Source organism: Salinivirga sp. (assembly GCF_055145285.1).
This window is the reverse complement of the sequence record NZ_JBSRDC010000073.1, coordinates 1-18,879: the sequence shown is the minus strand read 5'-3', so window position 1 is coordinate 18,879 and position 18,879 is coordinate 1. Positions and strand designations below refer to the sequence as shown.

Annotated in this window: 14 protein-coding genes and 1 pseudogene; 13 read left to right on the top strand and 2 right to left on the bottom strand. The window is 40.6% G+C overall.

Translation table 11 applies throughout. From position 1 onward, the window contains the following. Positions 1-77: 77 nt before the first annotated feature. From ACTB0Y_RS15345 to pyk, 4 genes are all read left to right on the top strand, one after another. On the top strand, positions 78-1,049 hold the full coding sequence (locus ACTB0Y_RS15345; RefSeq protein WP_463207713.1) for a hypothetical protein: 972 nt from the start codon (positions 78-80) through the stop codon (positions 1,047-1,049). Between the two features lie 157 nt (positions 1,050-1,206). After that, complete coding sequence (gene ppk1, locus ACTB0Y_RS15340) at positions 1,207-3,279, top strand: polyphosphate kinase 1 (RefSeq protein WP_463207712.1); 2,073 nt, start codon at positions 1,207-1,209, stop codon at positions 3,277-3,279. 45 nt (positions 3,280-3,324) lie between these two features. After that, positions 3,325-4,221, top strand: a complete 897-nt coding sequence (locus ACTB0Y_RS15335) for a Ppx/GppA phosphatase family protein (protein ID WP_463207711.1) — start codon at positions 3,325-3,327, stop codon at positions 4,219-4,221. A gap of 239 nt (positions 4,222-4,460) precedes the next feature. Next, positions 4,461-5,891 (top strand): pyruvate kinase, encoded by a 1,431-nt coding sequence (gene pyk / locus ACTB0Y_RS15330; RefSeq protein WP_463207710.1) that lies wholly within the window; start codon positions 4,461-4,463, stop codon positions 5,889-5,891. A gap of 2 nt (positions 5,892-5,893) precedes the next feature. Here the strand turns inward: pyk and truA are convergent, their stop codons facing one another. Then, a complete protein-coding gene (gene truA, locus ACTB0Y_RS15325) occupies positions 5,894-6,676 on the bottom strand; it encodes a tRNA pseudouridine(38-40) synthase TruA (protein WP_463207709.1) in 783 nt (260 codons plus the stop codon). A 399-nt stretch (positions 6,677-7,075) separates the two neighbouring features. Between truA and ACTB0Y_RS15320 the strand changes: the two genes are divergently transcribed. From ACTB0Y_RS15320 to ACTB0Y_RS15280, 9 genes are all read left to right on the top strand, one after another. Further along, complete coding sequence (locus ACTB0Y_RS15320) at positions 7,076-8,071, top strand: AAA family ATPase (protein WP_057954907.1); 996 nt, start codon at positions 7,076-7,078, stop codon at positions 8,069-8,071. A 97-nt stretch (positions 8,072-8,168) separates the two neighbouring features. Next, positions 8,169-9,038, top strand: coding sequence for a DUF58 domain-containing protein (locus tag ACTB0Y_RS15315; RefSeq protein ID WP_463207708.1), 870 nt, complete (start codon positions 8,169-8,171; stop codon positions 9,036-9,038). 13 nt (positions 9,039-9,051) lie between these two features. Further along, entirely contained in the window at positions 9,052-10,029 is a 978-nt protein-coding gene (locus ACTB0Y_RS15310) for a hypothetical protein (RefSeq protein WP_463207707.1), read from the top strand. Beyond that, positions 10,026-11,024: a vWA domain-containing protein gene (locus tag ACTB0Y_RS15305; protein WP_463207706.1), complete on the top strand. Its 999-nt coding sequence runs from the start codon at positions 10,026-10,028 to the stop codon at positions 11,022-11,024. The genes ACTB0Y_RS15310 and ACTB0Y_RS15305 overlap by 4 nt, the downstream gene beginning before the upstream one ends. An 11-nt stretch (positions 11,025-11,035) precedes the next feature. Beyond that, a complete protein-coding gene (locus ACTB0Y_RS15300) occupies positions 11,036-12,061 on the top strand; it encodes a VWA domain-containing protein (RefSeq protein WP_463207705.1) in 1,026 nt (341 codons plus the stop codon). Then, positions 12,058-12,858 carry a tetratricopeptide repeat protein gene (locus tag ACTB0Y_RS15295; protein ID WP_463207704.1) on the top strand — a complete coding sequence of 267 codons (801 nt, stop codon included), beginning with the start codon at positions 12,058-12,060 and terminating at the stop codon, positions 12,856-12,858. Before ACTB0Y_RS15300 ends, ACTB0Y_RS15295 begins: the two co-directional genes overlap by 4 nt. A gap of 34 nt (positions 12,859-12,892) precedes the next feature. Then, positions 12,893-14,704: a BatD family protein gene (locus tag ACTB0Y_RS15290; RefSeq protein ID WP_463207703.1), complete on the top strand. Its 1,812-nt coding sequence runs from the start codon at positions 12,893-12,895 to the stop codon at positions 14,702-14,704. Then, positions 14,701-15,489: a tetratricopeptide repeat protein gene (locus ACTB0Y_RS15285; protein ID WP_463207702.1), complete on the top strand. Its 789-nt coding sequence runs from the start codon at positions 14,701-14,703 to the stop codon at positions 15,487-15,489. Before ACTB0Y_RS15290 ends, ACTB0Y_RS15285 begins: the two co-directional genes overlap by 4 nt. A gap of 614 nt (positions 15,490-16,103) precedes the next feature. After that, positions 16,104-18,782, top strand: coding sequence for an SMEK domain-containing protein (locus ACTB0Y_RS15280; protein WP_463207701.1), 2,679 nt, complete (start codon positions 16,104-16,106; stop codon positions 18,780-18,782). On the opposite strand, the pseudogene ACTB0Y_RS15275 reads toward ACTB0Y_RS15280, so the two are convergent. Further along, positions 18,770-18,879, bottom strand: a pseudogene (locus tag ACTB0Y_RS15275) (IS1595 family transposase); the annotation flags it as partial. The gene ACTB0Y_RS15280 and the pseudogene ACTB0Y_RS15275 overlap by 13 nt on opposite strands.

Here is an 18,879-nt window from a genome sequence, read left to right as displayed (position 1 = left end):
TTCATCAAAGGCTGCGCAAAATCGCAAACTAATTCACGCTCCGGGCGTATCCAATATTGAATTAAAGCTATAAAAAGATGAAACCAATTATTACATTTTTACTATTAATCTCATTTTTGGGTCTTATGGGCCAGGATCTAACCTTAAGTAATAATGAGACTGTTACCATTAGTTCCGATGCAACGTATGATGATATAGTTCTCGGAAATAAATCTGTCCTGAATATTGATGATGGCGTTACTGTAACAGCCACAAATCTTTATGTGTCAAACAATGCCACCATAAACCTGGATGGTATATTAAACATCACAAACAATATCGAGGTTGGTAATAATGGTAACCTTACAGTTAACTCTACTGGCACAATGGATGTAGGAGGAGATGTAACTGCTAATAAAAATTCTAATTTGTCACTTGACGGAAATGTGCAGATCGATGGTGATTTTAATGCCTCAGGTGCCAATATTACAGTGGATGGTATAGTTAATGTTGACGGAGCCTTCGAGGGAACTGTAAGTAGTGGAACAGGAACCCTTACTTCAGGTAACGATAACAATTATACACTACCAGTAGAATTATTGGGTACTAATATAGCTTCAGCGGGTTCAGAAGTGACCATCAACTGGACTACAGCCACCGAAACCAACAACGATTATTTTACCTTGTTTATCAGCTCCGATATGCAAGCCTGGGAAGAGTTGGCAAGAGTTTCAGGAAATGGTACAAAAAGTACTTTGACTAATTACGAATATAGTTTTGATTCAGAAACAAACGGAGCACTTTACATAAAGCTTATCCAGACTGATTATGACGGTACTACTGAAACATTAAGAATTCTTTCTACTGAAGTGAATGCAAAAACCTATACAATTTATCCCCAACCACTGCGTTCAGGTGCATCATGGAAAATAAGAGGCTTAGGAGCCGAAGATACATTTAAGGTTTATTCCTCTGGTATGCAGCAGGTAAATGATTACCAGAATCTTACAAGAGGGTTCTATTATGTGGTAATTAATAAAAAAACCGTTAAAAAGCTTATTGTTCAATAAACCAATCTAAATTATAGCAAAATTGAAACCACGCTGTTTACAGGGTGGTTTTTTTATGCAATTAACGTTATAGTAACACAAGATATAATATTCAGATTATATTTGTTGGTTATTTTTGCATTTTGTATTTTTCCATTTCATAAACTCAAACAGACCCATGCAGAAAGTTAAGAAGGAGAGCAGATTCATAAATCGTGAAATAAGTTGGTTATCGTTCAATGAACGGGTTTTGCAGGAGGCCGATGATGAGCGCAACCCTTTACTCCAGCGCGTGCGTTTTTTGGGTATTTTTTCTAATAACCTCGATGAGTTTTTCCGTGTGCGTGTAGCTACTATGCGGCGCCTGGTAGATATTGGTAAGCAGTCAAAGATTGTACTGGGCGATATGACGCCCCAGGAAGTACTTGATAGAATACAGAAAACCGTGATGTCTTTGCAGGAACGGTTTCAAACTATTTATGAGCGGTTGCTCAGAGAGCTCGATGCTGTTGGAGTTCATGTTATAGATGAGTTGCAGTTAGACCGGGTTCAGGGGGAGTTTGCGAACGATTTTTTTACCAGAGAGCTGAGTCCGCTCATTGTCCCAATAATGCTCAGTAAGGATAAACCTTTCCCTTATTTGCGCGATAAAGCCATTTATCTGGCCATTAAAATGACTGTGGAAGACAACCCCCGCAAAACACGATATGCGCTCCTGGAGGTGCCCGTGGGCAGTAATCCCAGATTTGTAGTGCTGCCTAAGCGTAAAGGTTTGGAAGAAGATACCTACATCATCATTGTCGATGATATTATACGGTATTGCCTCGATGATATCTTCTTCATGTTCGAATACGATAAAATTGAAGCATATACCATCAAAATAACACGGGATGCCGAGCTCGATATTGACGACGATATTTCTATGAGTTTTATGGAAAAAATGGCCAAGTCTTTAAAAGAAAGGCGTAAAGGTCAGCCGGTACGGTTGGTTTACGATGAACGGATGCCTGATGATTTATTCCGATTTATCACCAATCATATGAAAGTAGACGATGATGATAATCTCATACCGGGCGGAATTTACCACAATTTCAAAGATTTTATTAAGTTCCCATCGGTCGATGATAACCTGGAAATAAAAAACCCGCCACCACTTGTGCATCGCTATGTGGATGTGCATAGGAGCATTATGCAGGTAATTCGTGAGCGCGATATTTTATTGCACTATCCTTACCAAACCTTTAACCATTTTATAGATTTGTTGCGGGAGGCCGCAGTAGACCCGCAGGTAACATCCATATCAGTAACGCTCTACCGGGTTGCAGATCGGTCGAAAGTCATTAATGCACTGATCAATGCGGCAAAAAACGGGAAATATGTGACCGTTTTAATTGAGTTACTCGCCAGATTCGATGAAAAAGCCAACCTGCGCTGGTCAGAAAAATTACAGGAAGCAGGTGTGCGTGTAATTCATGGTGTGCAAGGATTAAAGGTACACTCTAAAATTGCGCTGGTGCACCGAAAAGAACAGGGGCGTATAAAAAGTTTTACATACATTGGAACAGGGAACTTCCACGAAGGTACAGCAAACCTCTATTGCGATGAAGGATTGTTTACCACCAACCGGCAAATAGCGGCAGAAGTCACCAAGATATTTGAGTTCCTCAAACACAATTACAAGCGATTTAATTACCGGCATCTTGTGGTATCGCCTTATAGCATGCGAAAACAATTTATGCAGCAGATTTCTACAGAAATAAAAAACGCAAAATTGGGTAAGCCTGCTTACATCTTGCTAAAACTCAATAATCTTGTTGATCAGGGTATGATCAATCACCTTTATTCGGCCAGCAAAGCAGGCGTTAAAATCAAACTTATCATTCGTGGTATCTGTTCCCTTAAAGCCGGAGTAAAAGGAATGAGTGATAATATTGAAGGCATCAGTATTGTAGATAAGTATTTGGAGCATAGTCGTTTTGTTATTTTTGCCAATGGCGGGGAAGAGCAATACTTTATTACATCTGCCGACTGGATGTCCCGCAATCTCGATCATCGCGTTGAGGTCGCCTGTCCGGTTTATGACAAAGAGATTCAGAAAGAACTGCGAGCCATGTTCGATATTCAGTGGCGCGATAATACCAAAGCTCGCGTGTTGGATGCTGAGCAGCAAAATAAATACAGAAAAACAAAGGCCAAGAGAAAACATCGCGCACAAATTGAATATTATAATTATTTAAAAAGATTGAAATAAGCCGCCTGTAAACGAATAAAAAGCAGGTTCAATGTTTAGTTATCAATGAAATTTCTACCCTTTGGCGCCATAGATATAGGATCAAATGCTATTCGATTGCTCATTATGAACGCAATTGAGTATCCTGACGAAACCAAATTTAAGAAAGTATCACTTATTCGTATACCTCTGAGATTGGGCGCAGATGTGTTCAGCGGACAACGTATCAGCAATATGAAAGCCGAACAACTATTGCATGCAATGAAGGGCTATCGGCACATTATGAACGCCTACAATATCCTTGATTACCGGGCTGTGGCAACTTCTGCTATGCGGGAAGCTGTAAATGGAAAGGACCTGATTAATGCCATACAGTACGAAATAGGTATTGAACTCGAAATTATTAATGGCAAACAAGAAGCCGAGATTATTTTTCACACAGGCATATCGCAATTGCTTGATCCCGGTAAAGATTATATTTATGTGGATGTTGGAGGCGGAAGTACCGAAGTAACAGTGGTTTCGAAGAATAAGAAATTAGAACAGGAATCTTTTAATATGGGTACCGTACGCATGCTTAGCCAAAAGGAGGATGAGGACGAGGTAGATCGATTTAAGTCGTTTATGCGCAAGCAGGCCACAAAACTTAAGGATATTTCATTAATAGGCTCCGGTGGTAATGTTAATAAGCTTTTTAAACTCATGGGTAAAAAATACGGGGAATCTATCAATGCCGATGAGCTTAAACATATGTATGATTACCTGCAAAGGTTTACTTTCGATGAACGCATTGCCGTATTGCGGCTAAATCCGCACCGGGCAGATGTAATTGTACCGGCTACAAAAATATTTTTACGCGCTTTTAAATATGCCAACGGCCAGCGAATTTTTGTCCCCCGCATGGGGCTCTCCGATGGAATTGTTCAACAGTTATATCAAAAATATAAAGAAGATGTAGTTTAATGGAGATTATAGCAGGCTCAAAAAATATTTTTGACCTGGAGTAAACAACATTTTATCTTTCCAGGAGCTTCTCTATCTTTGTGCGCTTAATTTTGCTTCAGTAGATAAATTATAGTTTATCTATGAACACAAAATAATAGAATAGAGTTAATCGCTGAAATTTTTGTAAATTACAATACGTAAATTTAAACTCAGCAACTTTTGCGGTTATCATTTACTTGAAATTAAAAAACTAACATATGAAGAAGTTGACCAAAATTGTAGCTACAATATCTGATTTGAATTGCGAACCTGAATTTTTAAAGCAGTTATTCGATGCAGGTATGAATGTAGTGCGCTTAAATACAGCGCATCAAACCCACGAAGATACCCTGAAAGTAATAAATAATGTGCGAGAAGTTTCGAATAAAATTGCACTTCTGCTCGACACTAAAGGTCCGGAAATCAGAACGACTAAAACCAGCGAGGAAATTTTTGTCAAGGGTGGCGATAAAATTTGTATGAAAGGAGATCCGGAAGGTCTTTCAACTTCTGATATGATATATGTCTCCTATCCGGATTTTGTAAAAGATGTACTCAATGGAAGCAGCATATTGATTGATGATGGAGATATAGAATTGGAAGTGCTCGAGCATAAGGAAGATGCCTTGCTATGCGAAGTGAAAAATCAGGGGCAAATTAAAGGCCGCAAAAGTGTTAATATCCCTTCGGCCCATTTAAGTTTGCCCGCATTGAGCGAAAAAGATAAAGGATATATTCATTTTGCTGCCGAACATGATCTTGATTTCATAGCACACTCTTTTGTGCGAAATAAACAGGATGTGCTGGCCGTGCAGAGTATACTGGACCAGCATAACAGCAATATTAAAATTATTGCCAAAATTGAGAACCAGCATGGTATAGACAATATCGATGAAATTCTCGATGTGGCACATGGAGTGATGATTGCACGGGGCGACCTGGCCATTGAAGTTCCAAGGGAGCGAATTCCCATTATTCAGAAAGATATCATACGTAAAAGTATGGCGCGCAGAAAAATATCCATCACCGCTACCCAGATGCTCCACAGTATGATTGAAAACCCAAGGCCCACACGAGCAGAGGTCAGCGATATTGCTACAGCCATATACGACGGAACCGATGCAGTAATGCTGAGCGGAGAAACCGCTTATGGCAAATATCCGCTGGAGTCGTTGCGTGTAATGAGTAGCGTTGCCATGCAGGTGGAACAGAATAAAGGGTTGTTTAATGCAGATGTGCCTATTGCAGTGCTCGCGTCAGAAGTATCGGGCTGGCTTTGCCAATCGGCTGTTAGAGCTGCCACAGAACTCAAAGCACAGGCTATTGTGGCCGATACCACTTCTGGTCGCACAATTCGTAACCTGGCCGGGTACCGGGGCAACCGACCCATTTTTGCTATGGCCTACAGTAAGCGAACCATGCGCGAGCTCGCACTTTCTTATGGTGTGCATGTGAATTATATTGAGCAACGCAACTCTCCTGATGAGTTTATACGTTACGGCATTTCGAGGCTGATAAAAAAGAACTACCTGCAAGATGATGACCTTATCGTAATCATTGCCGGGAGTTTTGGTCGTGGTGTAGGTGCATCTTTCATTGAAATAGGTAACGTTAAGGAACTGCTTACGCGAATCACTGAAGGTCAATAAGTTCAATCCATATTAAGCGGAAAGGGTAACTTTGATGTGTGCTTAAAAATTTCATCGGGGTACACCACGCCGGTAAGAAACAGACCTTGCGGGTCGGCAGACATGCCGGCTTTTTTTCTATCCCTGGCATCAAAAATAAGTTGTAATTCGTCGGGTGAGCGTTTGCCCAGTCCGATTTCGAGCATGGTGCCTACCAGCCCCCTGACCATGTTGCGCAAAAACCGGTCGGCTTTAATGCGGTAAATAAGAAAATCGTCCGTCTCTATCCATTGGCTCTCGCTAATCTGACAAATGTTGGTTTTGTTGCCGGCATGTGCCTTGCAAAAGCTTGCAAAATCGGTGTTTTGCTGAATGATTTTTGCTGCTTCGTGTAGCTTCGGCATGTCAGGTAGTTTTACCAATTGTTTGGCAAACGGATAGAGGTAGGGATGCGGATCTTTGCTCAGGAAATAATGGTATTCACGCGCTGTGGCACTAAACCGGGCATGCAAGTCACCTACAACCGGTTGGGTTTCATACACTACAATGTCTTTCGGTAAAACAGCATTCAGATGATAGGTGAATTTTTCAGGCGCATTAATTTCATTGTCCAGATCCACGTGCATTACAAAATAGCTGGCATGCACGCCCGTATCCGTTCGTCCACAACCAATTACATTGACTTTTTCGCGTGTAATCTTCTCTATGGCCTCATTCATAAGCTGCTGCACCGAAACCGCATTGGGCTGAATTTGCCAACCGTGATATTGAGACCCGTCGTATGCCAGATTAATAAAATATCGCATGCTGCAAGATTAGGGAATGTTTTTGATTTGGGCAAAACCATTGTATAAAAAATACCCCCAGCCTAAATTGAGACTGAGGGTATTGGGTCAAATCTATAAACTATATGCTATTTTATAGAAAATGTAATCACTTCTTTTTTTTTAACAGGGAATTGGTGCGTTCGAATTCAAAGGAGCCTGTTTTGGTGTTGGAAAGTTTGTAATCAGTTTGCGATAGATGTAAACTACTGCATAATCATAATTGAATATGTAAAAAATCAACATTAAAAGAGAATTGTCTCATTTTTGCAGCAGCGGGTTAAAGTTTCGTTAAAATTGCTGTGGCAAAGGTGCAATATCCCAATTGATTGCGTTATTTTTGTGCTTCAGAAACATAAAGCTAAAATAAAATCTGAATTTATGGATACTACAACCAACATCAGAGAGCTCAATGAGCGTATTAAAGAGGAAAGTTCTTTCGTTGAGATGATCACCATGGAGATGAACAAGGTCATTGTAGGGCAAAAGCACCTGGTTGAGAGTTTGCTTATAGGGCTGCTTTCCGATGGGCATATTTTGCTCGAAGGTGTGCCGGGTTTGGCCAAAACGCTTGCCATCAGTACCCTGGCTAAAACTACCGATGCGGGCTTTAGTCGCATTCAGTTTACACCCGACCTGCTGCCTGCCGACCTTATCGGAACCATGATTTACAGCCAGAAAAAGGAGCAATTTGAGGTGAAAAAGGGCCCAATTTTTAATAATTTTATTTTGGCTGACGAGATTAACCGTGCCCCGGCTAAAGTTCAGAGTGCTCTGCTCGAGGCTATGCAGGAAAAGCAGGTAACAATTGGCGAAAATACCTTTACTCTTGAAAAGCCTTTCCTTGTGTTGGCTACACAAAACCCAATAGAGCAGGAGGGGACTTATCCACTGCCTGAAGCTCAAATGGACCGTTTCATGCTTAAGGCAGTAGTTCATTATCCGAAGTTGGATGAGGAGAAACGCATTATGCGCGAAAACCTGCTAAAGGATTTTCCCGAAGCAAGCCAGGTTATTACGCGCGATGCCATTCTTAAGGCTCGTGATGTGGTAAAGGATGTATACATCGATGAGAAAATTGAACAGTATATTCTGGACATTGTATTTGCCACACGCACACCTGAAGATTACAACCTTGAATCGCTCAAAGAGATGATCAGTTACGGTGGATCGCCCCGTGCCAGCATTAACCTTGCAAAAGCAGCCAAAGCTTATGCATTTATCAAGCGCCGCGGTTATGTAGTGCCCGAAGATGTGCGTGCTGTATGCCACGATGTGTTGCGTCACCGCATCGGACTCACTTACCAGGCCGAGGCTGAGGAGCTTACAACCGAAGATATCATCAATAAGGTACTGAACACGGTTGAGGTACCATAGTTTGTCGAATAATAATTCGCAAAAGATGTACTTCTGACTAACGGTCAGAAGCTGAGCAAAAAGCTAAGATGATTAGGTAATTTAAAATGGTGTTGTTTTGGAAACACAAGATATATTAAAAAAGGTTCGTCACATCGAAATTAAAACCCGCGGGTTGTCCCGACAGGTTTTTGCAGGGCAGTATCATTCTGCCTTCAAGGGCAAGGGTATGACCTTTAGCGAAGTGCGCGAATATCAGTATGGCGATGCCATTCGTGATGTGGACTGGAATGTAACCGCACGTTTCAATCACCCGTATGTGAAGGTTTTTGAAGAGGAGCGGGAACTCACGGTGATGTTGCTCATCGATATCAGCGGCTCGAAAGATTTCGGAACAGATTCCGTATTCAAACGGGAATTTATCGCTGAACTGGCTGCAGTTTTATCATTCTCCGCCATACAAAATAACGATAAAATCGGTGTAATTCTTTTCAGCAGTAAGGTGGAGAAATTTATCCCGCCTCAGAAAGGCCGTAAGCACATTTTGCGCATTATTTCAGAGCTATTAAGATTTGAACCCACTGAAAAAGGAACAAACATCAGCAATGCCCTGGAATATTTCACGGGTATGATAAAAAAACGCAGTACCGCTTTTTTGATTTCCGATTTTATCGATCGCAGTTTCGATCACGCCCTGATGATAGCCAACAAAAAACACGATGTGGCTGCACTTCGGGTTTTCGACCCCGGCGAACGTCTGATGCCGTCCATGGGATTGGTGGAACTTGCCGATCCGGAGACGGGTGAAACAAGAACTATTGATACATCGAGTCGGAAAAACCGGATGTTGTACGAAAGTTGGTGGAAAGAGTTGGAGCAATATCAGCAAACCACCTTCCGCAAATCAGGGGTAGATGCTGTCAATTTGTCAACCGATGAGGATTATGTACAACCTTTGGTAAAGTTTTTCAAGAAAAGATCCATGTAAATGTTCAGATGTAATGATACGTAAACTATTAACCATACTGCTGCTTTTAATTATTCAGTTGGGCATTGTCAGAGGACAGGGAGCGCAGGTGAAAGCCTCACTCGATACGTCCATGATGCTCATTGGCGATCATGTGGAGTTTGCATTGTCAGCCAATGTGCCCGATGACGCAAAGGTTAGCTTTCCGCCCTTGATGGATACCCTTGTGGATAAAATTGAGATTATACGCGATTTGCCGTTTGATACAGTGCTGAAAGAAGGGCGCAAAACCATTCGCAAGCCTTACCTCATTAGCAGTTTCGATTCAGGTTCTTATGAAATTAAACCATACCGTATTGTGGTAAGTTATGCGAATAACAGTACCGATACTTTGCAAACCAACCCGGTTTACCTCGGTGTAACCACATTCAATATCGATTCTACTGCCAATGCCATTGCCGACATTAAGAAGCCCATTGAAACGCCTTTAACATTTAAAGAGTTTTTGCGTGAATATGCCATTTATGCCGGACTCATTATTTTTGTGCTGGCGCTGATATTCACCCTGTGGTGGTATTTCAAAAAGCAGCAAAAGCAAAAAGAAGAACTGCCCCAAAAAGCGAAGCCCAAGGAGCCGCCACATGTCATCGCATTGCGTGAACTGGACGAATTGCAGGGGCAAAAACTCTGGCAAAAAGATAAGATAAAGCGGCATTACAGCATTTTATCAGATATTGTGCGAAAATATCTGGAATACCGGTTCTTTGTACCTGCCATGGAAAATACAACAGGTTTTATTGAAGCCTACATCAGCGAAAATAAGATTCTTGATACAGAAAACAGCAAAAAGGTGAGCGATATTCTTGAAATGGCCGATTTGGCCAAGTTTGCAAAGTTTACGCCATTACCCGACGACAACGCCAGAACCATGGATTATGCGTATCAGCTGGTGATTAGTACCAAAGAGCAAGTTATTGAACCAGAAGATCAAAAAGAAAACCAAGCGCAATGAGTTTAAACGGATATACATTTGCCAACCCTGAGTACCTGTACCTACTGCTATTGCTCATTCCAATGGCAGCCTGGTATGTGTTCAGGCGTAAAAAGCAAAGTGCCACCCTGCGTGTAAGTTCACTGGGCGCTTTTAATCAGCCTTACAACAGAGTGAAAGAGTGGGCAAGGCACAGTTTGCCAGCATTGAGAATGATCACTGTTGCAGCCGTAATTATAATTATAGCCCGGCCGCAGTCTACAGACAATTGGGAGAAACAAACCACCGAAGGTATTGATATCATCATGGCGCTTGATGTATCGAGCAGTATGCTGGCCCGCGACCTGCGGCCCGACCGGTTAGATGCCGCCAAAGATGTGGCCATGCAATTTATCAACGGGCGGCCCAACGACCGCATCGGACTGACCATTTTCAGCGGCGAAGCATTTACACAATGTCCGCTGACCACCGATCATGCCACCTTGCTGAACCTGTTTAAAGATGTGAAAAGCGGCATGATAGAAGATGGTACTGCCATAGGTCTTGGCCTCGCTACCAGCATTAACCGCTTACGCGAAAGCAACGCTGAAAGTAAGGTCATTATTTTGCTCACCGATGGGGTAAATAACCGGGGCGAAATTGACCCTGTAACCGCTGCTGAACTGGCCAATACATTTGGAATAAGGGTGTATACCATTGGTGTGGGTTCAAGGGGTACAGCGCCTTATCCCGTGCAAACACCATTTGGCACACAATATAAGCAAATGGAAGTGGAGATTGATGAAGCTGTTTTGCAGGAAATGGCACAATTGACCGACGGAAAATATTTTCGGGCCACCAGCAACAGTGCACTGAAAGAAATTTATGAACGAATCGATCAGATGGAAAAAACACGCATCGAAACCAAATCATTTGCCAAAAAACAGGAAGAATACATTTGGTTTGCCATCATCGCAGCCATAGCATTATTGCTTGAGGTTGTATTGCGTGCAACCATTTTCAGAACAATGCCATAAAACGAACCATTATGTTTGAGTTTGGATATATACAATATTTACATTTACTCTGGATTATTCCGGTATTAATCCTTCTTTTCTGGGTAATGCGCTCACAAGGCAGGAAGCAGCTCCGGCAATTTGCCAGTCAGGAGATGATAAACCGCATGGCACCCATGCGTTCACGTTCAAAGCCGTGGTGGAAATATATCTTGCTGATGCTCGCTTTGGCAGCCATCATTTTAGCTATTGCAAGACCCAGGTTTGGTACGCGCATGAAAGAAGTACAGCGCGAAGGTAAAGAATTGGTGGTGGCATTAGATGTGTCGCGCAGCATGCTGGCTACCGACATTCAGCCAAGTCGGCTGGAAAGAGCCAAAAGAGCCATTGTAAAATTACTCGACCGCCTGGAGCACGACCGTATTTCACTGATTGTTTTTGCCGGTGAAGCCTATACCCAGTTGCCCCTTACCACCGATTACCCGGCAGCCAAAATGTTTATTTCATCGGTAGAGACAGAGATGATTCCGCAACAGGGTACCGCCATAGGCGCAGCCATTGGTCACGGTATTAATTCATTTTCTCCAGGAGAAGAAAAAAATAAAGCCCTGATAATTATCACCGATGGTGAAAACCACGAAGGAAATGCTATTGAAATGGCCAAAGAGGCAGCTGAAAAAGATATAAAAGTGTACACCATTGGCATGGGATTGCCAGAGGGTGGCCCCATCCCGGAGCGTGGTAAATCCAACGAATTTCATAAAGACCGGAATGGCAATGTGGTTATTACCAAATTGAACGAAGGCATGCTGCAGCAAATCGCCGCAGCCGGCGAAGGCTCTTACATCAGAGCAAACAATATTCGCTCAGGGCTGAACAGCTTGTTTGATGACATTAACCAGCTCGAAAAAGCCAAAATGAAATCGAAAGTATATGCCGAATATGATGAACAGTTCCGGTTTGCAGCATGGATAGCCTTGTTCTTCCTTGTGCTGGAATTTTTTATTCTGGAGCGGAAAAATAAATATTTGGCCAACATAAAAATATTTAAAAAATGATGACGAAGTACCTTAATATATTGCTTGTGTTGATGCTGGTTTTTGTGAGCCAGAGCTTTGGGCAGAAAGAGCGCAAGTACATTCGCAGTGGAAATGAATTGTACTACGAAGCACTTGACGATTCGCTGCAAGTTGACAGTGCCCTTATGCAAAAAGCCGAAGTTGAGTACCGGAAAGCCATTGAGAAAAAGCCTTCAACGTATGAGGGCCGAAATAATCTGGCCAACAGTTTGTACCGTCAGGAAAAGTATGAGGAGGCGCTCAAAGAGTGGGAGTCGCTCACCAGCCTGAATATCGATGAACGGAAAAAAAGTAAGCTGTACCACAATATTGGCAATGCACACCTGATGAACAGCAAACTGAAGGAGAGCATTGAAGCTTATAAAAACGCATTGCGCAATTATCCGAATGATACTGCTACAAAATATAACCTGGCCTTTGCGCAGAGTAAGTTGCAAGAACAGCAACAGCAGCAGAAAAAAAATCAGCAAAACAAAAAAAATCAGAATAAAGATCAGCATAAGAAAAAGCAGAACCAGCAGCAAAAACAACAACAAAAGAAGAATCAAAAGCAACAGTCCGAAAAGGATAAGCGTAAACAGCAGCAACAAAAAGCTCAACAAAAACCAGGAGAGCAAAAGCAGGGTAAGAAAGGAGAAAAAGGGAAGAAAATTTCCAAAAAAGATGCTTTACGCATATTAAAAGCACTCCAGATGGACGAGAAAGAGTTGCAACAGAAGCTGAAAAGAAGAACAAAGAAAAGTTCGAATAGTGAAAAAACCGAGAAAGACTGGTAACTTTACAGGGTTTTTACCTGAAAAATAATATACCATGATAAGATTTTGGATATTAGCCATACAAATCATCATCCTGCCTTTTGTCGCTACAGGGCAAAAGGTCAATATCACCGGTGAAGCGCCCAATGTGGTGAAAGTGGGGGAGCGTTTCCGTTTGGTCTATAAAGTCGATGCCAAAACCGATGCACCGCATATTAAGCTGCCCGATGCCTTCACGGTGTTGTCGGGCCCTGGCGTATCGCAAAGTACAAGCATTCAGATTGTAAACGGCCGGCAAAACACCTCTTTAAACCTTACTTTTACCTATGTACTGGTGGCTGATGAACCCGGCGATTATAACATACCGCCTGCAGAAGTAGAGAAAGATGGCGCAACAGCCAAATCCGGATCCATAAACATAGAAGTTTTAAAAGGTGATCCTTCACAAAAACAGGCTCAAAGTCAGCAAAATAATACTGCTCAGCAACAGCAGGTAAAGAAGGGCGGCACTGATTTTTTTGTACGTGTACAGATCAGCAGGAATAATATTTACCAGGGCGAACACCTTGTGGCCACGTTGAAACTTTACACACGCCTGAGCCTGGCAGGTTTCGAAGATATCAGGTTTCCATCGTTCAGTGGTTTCTTTAACCAGGAGATCGAAACACCACAGCAAATTTCGCTTCAGCGCGAAAATGTAAACGGTCAGATATACCAAACCGGGGTGATTAAAAAATACGTGTTATTTCCACAGCGCGACGGAAAACTCACCATCGATCCTTTTGAGGTGGAGGCCGTGGTGCGTGAACGCGTAAGAAGTAACGACCCGTTCGACGATTTCTTTGGCGGACGCTATCGCCGTTATACCATCAAAGACGAAAGCCCTAAAACTACCGTAACGGTTAAATCGCTGCCGGCAGGCGCACCTGCATCGTTCAACGGGGCTGTGGGTAATTTTAGTCTCGAAACATCAGTAGACAAAACAAAACTCAAAGCCAACGAGTCGCTCACCCTGAAAGTGAAACTTACCGGCGAAGGAAATCTAAAACTCGTAGATCTGCCCAAACCCGGGTTTCCCGGTGATTTTGAGGTGTACGACCCGAAAGTTAAACCCATGATTCGGGTAACACCAAGCGGGGCACGTGGTTCCATTACCTATGAGTACCTGCTCATTCCGCGGCACGAAGGCACCTTTGAGTTGGACCCGGTAACATTCAGTTATTTTAATCCGGCTACAAGGCAGTATAAAACTCTTAAAGGCCAATCTTTTAATATAGAAGTAGGAAAAGGCGACGGCTCTCAAAGTGCTATGGTGGTTTCTAATTACAGCAAACAAGATGTATCCAATATTGGTACCGATATCCGGTTTATACAGTCGGGTAATTTGGGACTTAAACCCATGAACACCATCTTTTTTGGCACTTCACTCTTCTGGCTCATCTACATTTTGGGTCTTGGGCTTACCATCATTGTGTTGCTCATTCGCCGAAAAAAAATTAAAGAAAATGCCGACCAGTTGCGCATGCGTACAAAAAAGGCCAGCAAAGTGAGCAAAAAACGATTAAAGACAGCGGCCAAAGAGCTTAAAGCCGGGAACGACGGCGCTATGTACGAAGCCATTCTGAAAGCCATCTGGGGTTACCTGGCCGATAAACTCACCATTGATGCTGCTTCGCTTACACGCGATAATGTGGGCGACATGCTAAAAGAGCAAGGTGTGCCGGCAGAAATCATTGAAAAACTAATTAAGTTAATTGACGACTGTGAATTTGCCCGCTACGCGCCTTCGGCAGCCCAAAGCGACAGCAAAACAGTATACAACGATGCCGCCGATATCATTGGTAAACTTGAAAAACAGATCAAATGATGACAAAAAAGTTAATCACATATATCGTTACAGGTTGGTTTGCCATAGCTAGTGCTATGGGTGCCCTGCCACAAGACAATGAAGCAGCGCAGTATAAAACCTGGATCGACACGGCAGAAACAGCCTATACCAATCAGAATTATGCCAAAGCAGCCAAATTTTACCAGCAGGTGCTTGATCACGGCATGACGTCAGCCGACTTACATTACAACCTCGGTAATGCCTGGTACAAGCAGGGATCATTGCCCCACGCCATTTTGTATTACGAAAAAGCCCTCAAATACAATCCCGCACACGAAGATGCCCGGTTTAATCTCGAAATGGCCAACAGCCTCATTACCGACCGAATAGTGCCCGATCAGGTGCCGTTCTACAAAAGGTGGTACAAAGAGTTATGGCAATCTATGCCGCTTAATTCGTGGGCCATATTGAGCATAGTAACCTTCCTGATACTTATTGCTGCATTGCTGCTATTTGTCTTCACCCGTTCCATTGTACTCAAAAAGACTGTGTTCCCTGTAGGATTGTTGGCGCTGTTGTTTATGGTGCTGAGTTTGGTGCTCGGAGCCGAAGCCCGCAATTATTTGGAAGATACGCACAAAGCCGTTGTTTTTGAGCCTACATTAAACGTAAAAAGCTCACCCGACAACAGCGGCACCGACCTTTTTACCATTCACGAAGGACTAAAAGTTGAAGTACGCCAGGAGCTTGGCGAATGGTCAGAAATAGAAATTGCCGACGGCCGCGTGGGTTGGGTGCCCACCGAAAGCTTCAAAAAAGTATAACCACAACATTGTTTTTCCAATAAACCGGATAAAAAGTGAGGGTTTCGCTCAAAGCGAAGCCCTCACTGGTTTTTACGATTCCGATGAGATCGGGAGAAGTGATCTGTCGCAAATTTTCGTGTCCCGGCTGCCCCACAATTGCACCTAAAACCCGAAAGTCACCGGGTGAATTGTACATTACCAATTCTACAGCGCAATCTGTTCCGAGAGTCATTAAGTATTCACCTGGTGACTAATAAACTTTGTGCCTCATAGGAGTTTGGATTACATCGTTTGGGGTGCCCGGACAAGGTTTTTTGCTGCCAAAAAATAGGAATCCCCAACAACCTTTGTTAAATTTGAATGGTTACGTTAAGCGTTTTAATAAACGTTTACCAAAATCAGATAACCGAACATCAAACGTTCGCTTATCGCCAGAAATTAGAACGATATGCGCAATAAAAAAAGTGGTTATAAGTATTCTTTATTAGTTGTGTTTCATGCAAAGACAGAGAACCGTAATAACATAAAATGAAAAGCCAACCCACAAATAGCACATTCGCAAGCCCCAACCCGCAAGCCGATGCTTCAGCTTGCAAAAGAGCTATTTTTTATCCGACCCACGACTAGCCGATATGAAAGAAATTGCACAAGAAATAGAGGGTTTAATTACTACGTATTTTTCTCAATTGAGAAACGATGCTGATAATGGCTGGACTAATGCATATAAAAAAGCTGAGGATTTCTACTGCCGATTTCTAAATAAAGTTTACGGATGGAATTTATACAATAGAAATTATCAAAAAAGAAATGAATCTGATATTGATTTAGCAAACTACGATAAAAGCATAACTGTTCAAGTAACCGCCCAAAAAGACAACAAGAAAGGTAAAATTGAAAGGACAATAAAAGGTTTTAAGAATCGAAAAGTGAAACAAGGTTATAAATCTTTATTTATTGCATTTTTTGAGGATTTAAATGAAGCCGAAAAAAAGAATGATTTTAGTGACCCTGATATTAATTTCAGTAACGAGAAGAATATTTTAACACCGAGTTCATTAAAAGCACATATCCAATCAAATTTCACCTACCAAGAACAACTTGAGGTATATAATTTTCTAAAACAAGAGCTATTTCCAGAAGAAGAAGGGGTTCAAAGTATTGCATGTATTAGACCGATTGAAAAGGCTTTTGATAAAGAGGATGAATTTTATTCAAACTCAAAGTTTCTAAAAAACAATTGGATTGTTTTATCAAAACCTGAATTTCAATTATTTAAGAATATTCGAAAAAATTCTAGGTCAAACCTTTATGAGGGAGCACAAAACTATCTATTAGTTGGTAGCAGTTGTTCTGGAAAGACAACTTTTTCATATTTTGTCGCGAGTATGTTGGCAAAACAGACTTTAATAAAAAGTTTCTATTTAAAGGTTACAGAAGCAAACAAATTATCCGATGTTAAAAAGGAACTTGGTATTCTCAATAATCAGTTTAGTTTTTTAATAGTTGATGACATACAGAATAACCTCAATTTCAGTGATGAACTATTTGTCGAATTAAAGAATTATAATCAAATACAGGCAATTTTTCTTAGCCGAAATACTAGCTTAATTGATGACGAATTTAACGGTCAAATTTATCATCGGGAATTTATTTGGAAGAAGCGATACAATAATGAGATTTTTTGTGATGCGAATAGAATAAAAGAACTAATTCAAAACAGACTAAAATTTTACAAGCAAAAGTTTCCAGACAAGGAATACGAAATTGGTGATTTCAATATAGTTCTCGAACTTATTAATTTTAACCTATTAAAACTTTCAATTTTACTTCACTTCTGGGGCAAAGTTGGAGGTTCGTTATCTGATTTTGACAACGAACTACTGAACAAAAAATTCTATGACAATTACGGTTTTAAAAACAGGGATGAAATAGAATTAACTTTAAGATACGCATCTATCTATAGTTTCAATATTCCGTTTCAGAAACAATTGCCTTTTAATGATGTAAATAGTCAAACCGTTTTTGAGCGATTAAAGGACAAAGGATTATTTTATGAAGAAGATTCATTTTTTGTTTTCCACCATACTTCATTTGCAGACTTAATTGCTCAATCAATAGTTTTACAAAATCCTGACCTTAAAAAGAAAGGAATAGATAAAGTAAAAACGGAACAAATAATAAAGTATTTATCTGGAATTGATTCACTTCCTGAAAATTTCGGAACTTTAGTTCAAAACCTCACTGAAAATGGGGGGTCTAAAATAGTTACGGAAATATTAAATACGCCGAATATTAAAAGTTCAATATTTGAATATTATTTAGAGCTAAATCCTTTACCATTTAACTTTTCATTTACCTTAAACACTCTTGCTAGCATAGATGAAAATTCACTATTAAAAGACTTGTTAAGTAAAAATGAATTTATCGAACGAGTAATTAAATACTACTCAATAAAATCATACACTTCACAAGCTGAAATTATTAAACTTGTACGCGAGCATAAACATTTAGAACACAACATAAAAAGAGTTTTTCTTGAAAAGTTTGAATTAATAATACCATTTCAGAAAATCAGAATATTTGAGCAGGGCGGTTATTATTTAAAAAATGAAATACTTGCTTTAAAGGAAGCACTTGGTGAAGAAGAAACACAGGTTGGTCAATCAGTTAATAATATCCAGATTAATTCTTTTGTTAAAGAAACGCCTATAAACGAACTAACTTTAACTATTTATCAAGACAGAAAAAATCATAAATTAACTACTCAAAGACTTTTTGTATTAGACTTTTCGTTTTGGATGGAAAAATTTTATTCAACACCTTTTAGTTTGTTAGGGAATTGTTTAGCTGAACTTAAAAAAACAGATATTGCACGACAGTTAGCTTTTGATATTTATAAAAATTTAGATTCTGAATTACTTTTAAAATCTGCAATAGAAGATAAAAACCACCCTGTGAAGATTTCAAAAAGCCTAAATGAGTTAATAAATTTTAGAGCTTATGATAATAACCAAAAATTGGATGAACTTTTAAATAAATTGGTTGCAGATAAAGGCTTTTTTAGCAGAATTATCCAATTATCGTTAACTGATTTTTCACGTTTTTTAAGTGATATTTACGACATAAATAAAGATGTTGCAAAAAAAATATTTTCAAGCAGAACATCCAATGATATAGCAGAACAATTAATAAAGAATAATGAAAGTTTATATTCAGTAACTCAAATTATCAATAACCTGAATAAGATTTCTTCTAAATCATCGAAGGAAATATTATTAAAGTTATATGGGGTATCCGATCAACACCCGTGATTTTCGTTAATAATTTTATCATATGTTAAAGGCTCTGCAATAACAGCCTGTTCAAGTAACCGCATAAACAATAAACCTCTACTATTTGATGTTCTCC

What these genes read in the sequence shown, in the direction of transcription:
- ACTB0Y_RS15345 (WP_463207713.1), top strand. Translation starts at nt 78, where the DNA reads ATGAAACCAATTATTACATTTTTACTATTAATCTCATTTTTGGGTCTT.
- ppk1 (WP_463207712.1), top strand. Translation starts at nt 1,207, where the DNA reads ATGCAGAAAGTTAAGAAGGAGAGCAGATTCATAAATCGTGAAATAAGT.
- ACTB0Y_RS15335 (WP_463207711.1), top strand. Translation starts at nt 3,325, where the DNA reads ATGAAATTTCTACCCTTTGGCGCCATAGATATAGGATCAAATGCTATT.
- pyk (WP_463207710.1), top strand. Translation starts at nt 4,461, where the DNA reads ATGAAGAAGTTGACCAAAATTGTAGCTACAATATCTGATTTGAATTGC.
- truA (WP_463207709.1), bottom strand. Translation starts at nt 6,676, where the DNA reads ATGCGATATTTTATTAATCTGGCATACGACGGGTCTCAATATCACGGT.
- ACTB0Y_RS15320 (WP_057954907.1), top strand. Translation starts at nt 7,076, where the DNA reads ATGGATACTACAACCAACATCAGAGAGCTCAATGAGCGTATTAAAGAG.
- ACTB0Y_RS15310 (WP_463207707.1), top strand. Translation starts at nt 9,052, where the DNA reads ATGATACGTAAACTATTAACCATACTGCTGCTTTTAATTATTCAGTTG.
- ACTB0Y_RS15305 (WP_463207706.1), top strand. Translation starts at nt 10,026, where the DNA reads ATGAGTTTAAACGGATATACATTTGCCAACCCTGAGTACCTGTACCTA.
- ACTB0Y_RS15300 (WP_463207705.1), top strand. Translation starts at nt 11,036, where the DNA reads ATGTTTGAGTTTGGATATATACAATATTTACATTTACTCTGGATTATT.
- ACTB0Y_RS15295 (WP_463207704.1), top strand. Translation starts at nt 12,058, where the DNA reads ATGATGACGAAGTACCTTAATATATTGCTTGTGTTGATGCTGGTTTTT.
- ACTB0Y_RS15290 (WP_463207703.1), top strand. Translation starts at nt 12,893, where the DNA reads ATGATAAGATTTTGGATATTAGCCATACAAATCATCATCCTGCCTTTT.
- ACTB0Y_RS15285 (WP_463207702.1), top strand. Translation starts at nt 14,701, where the DNA reads ATGATGACAAAAAAGTTAATCACATATATCGTTACAGGTTGGTTTGCC.
- ACTB0Y_RS15280 (WP_463207701.1), top strand. Translation starts at nt 16,104, where the DNA reads ATGAAAGAAATTGCACAAGAAATAGAGGGTTTAATTACTACGTATTTT.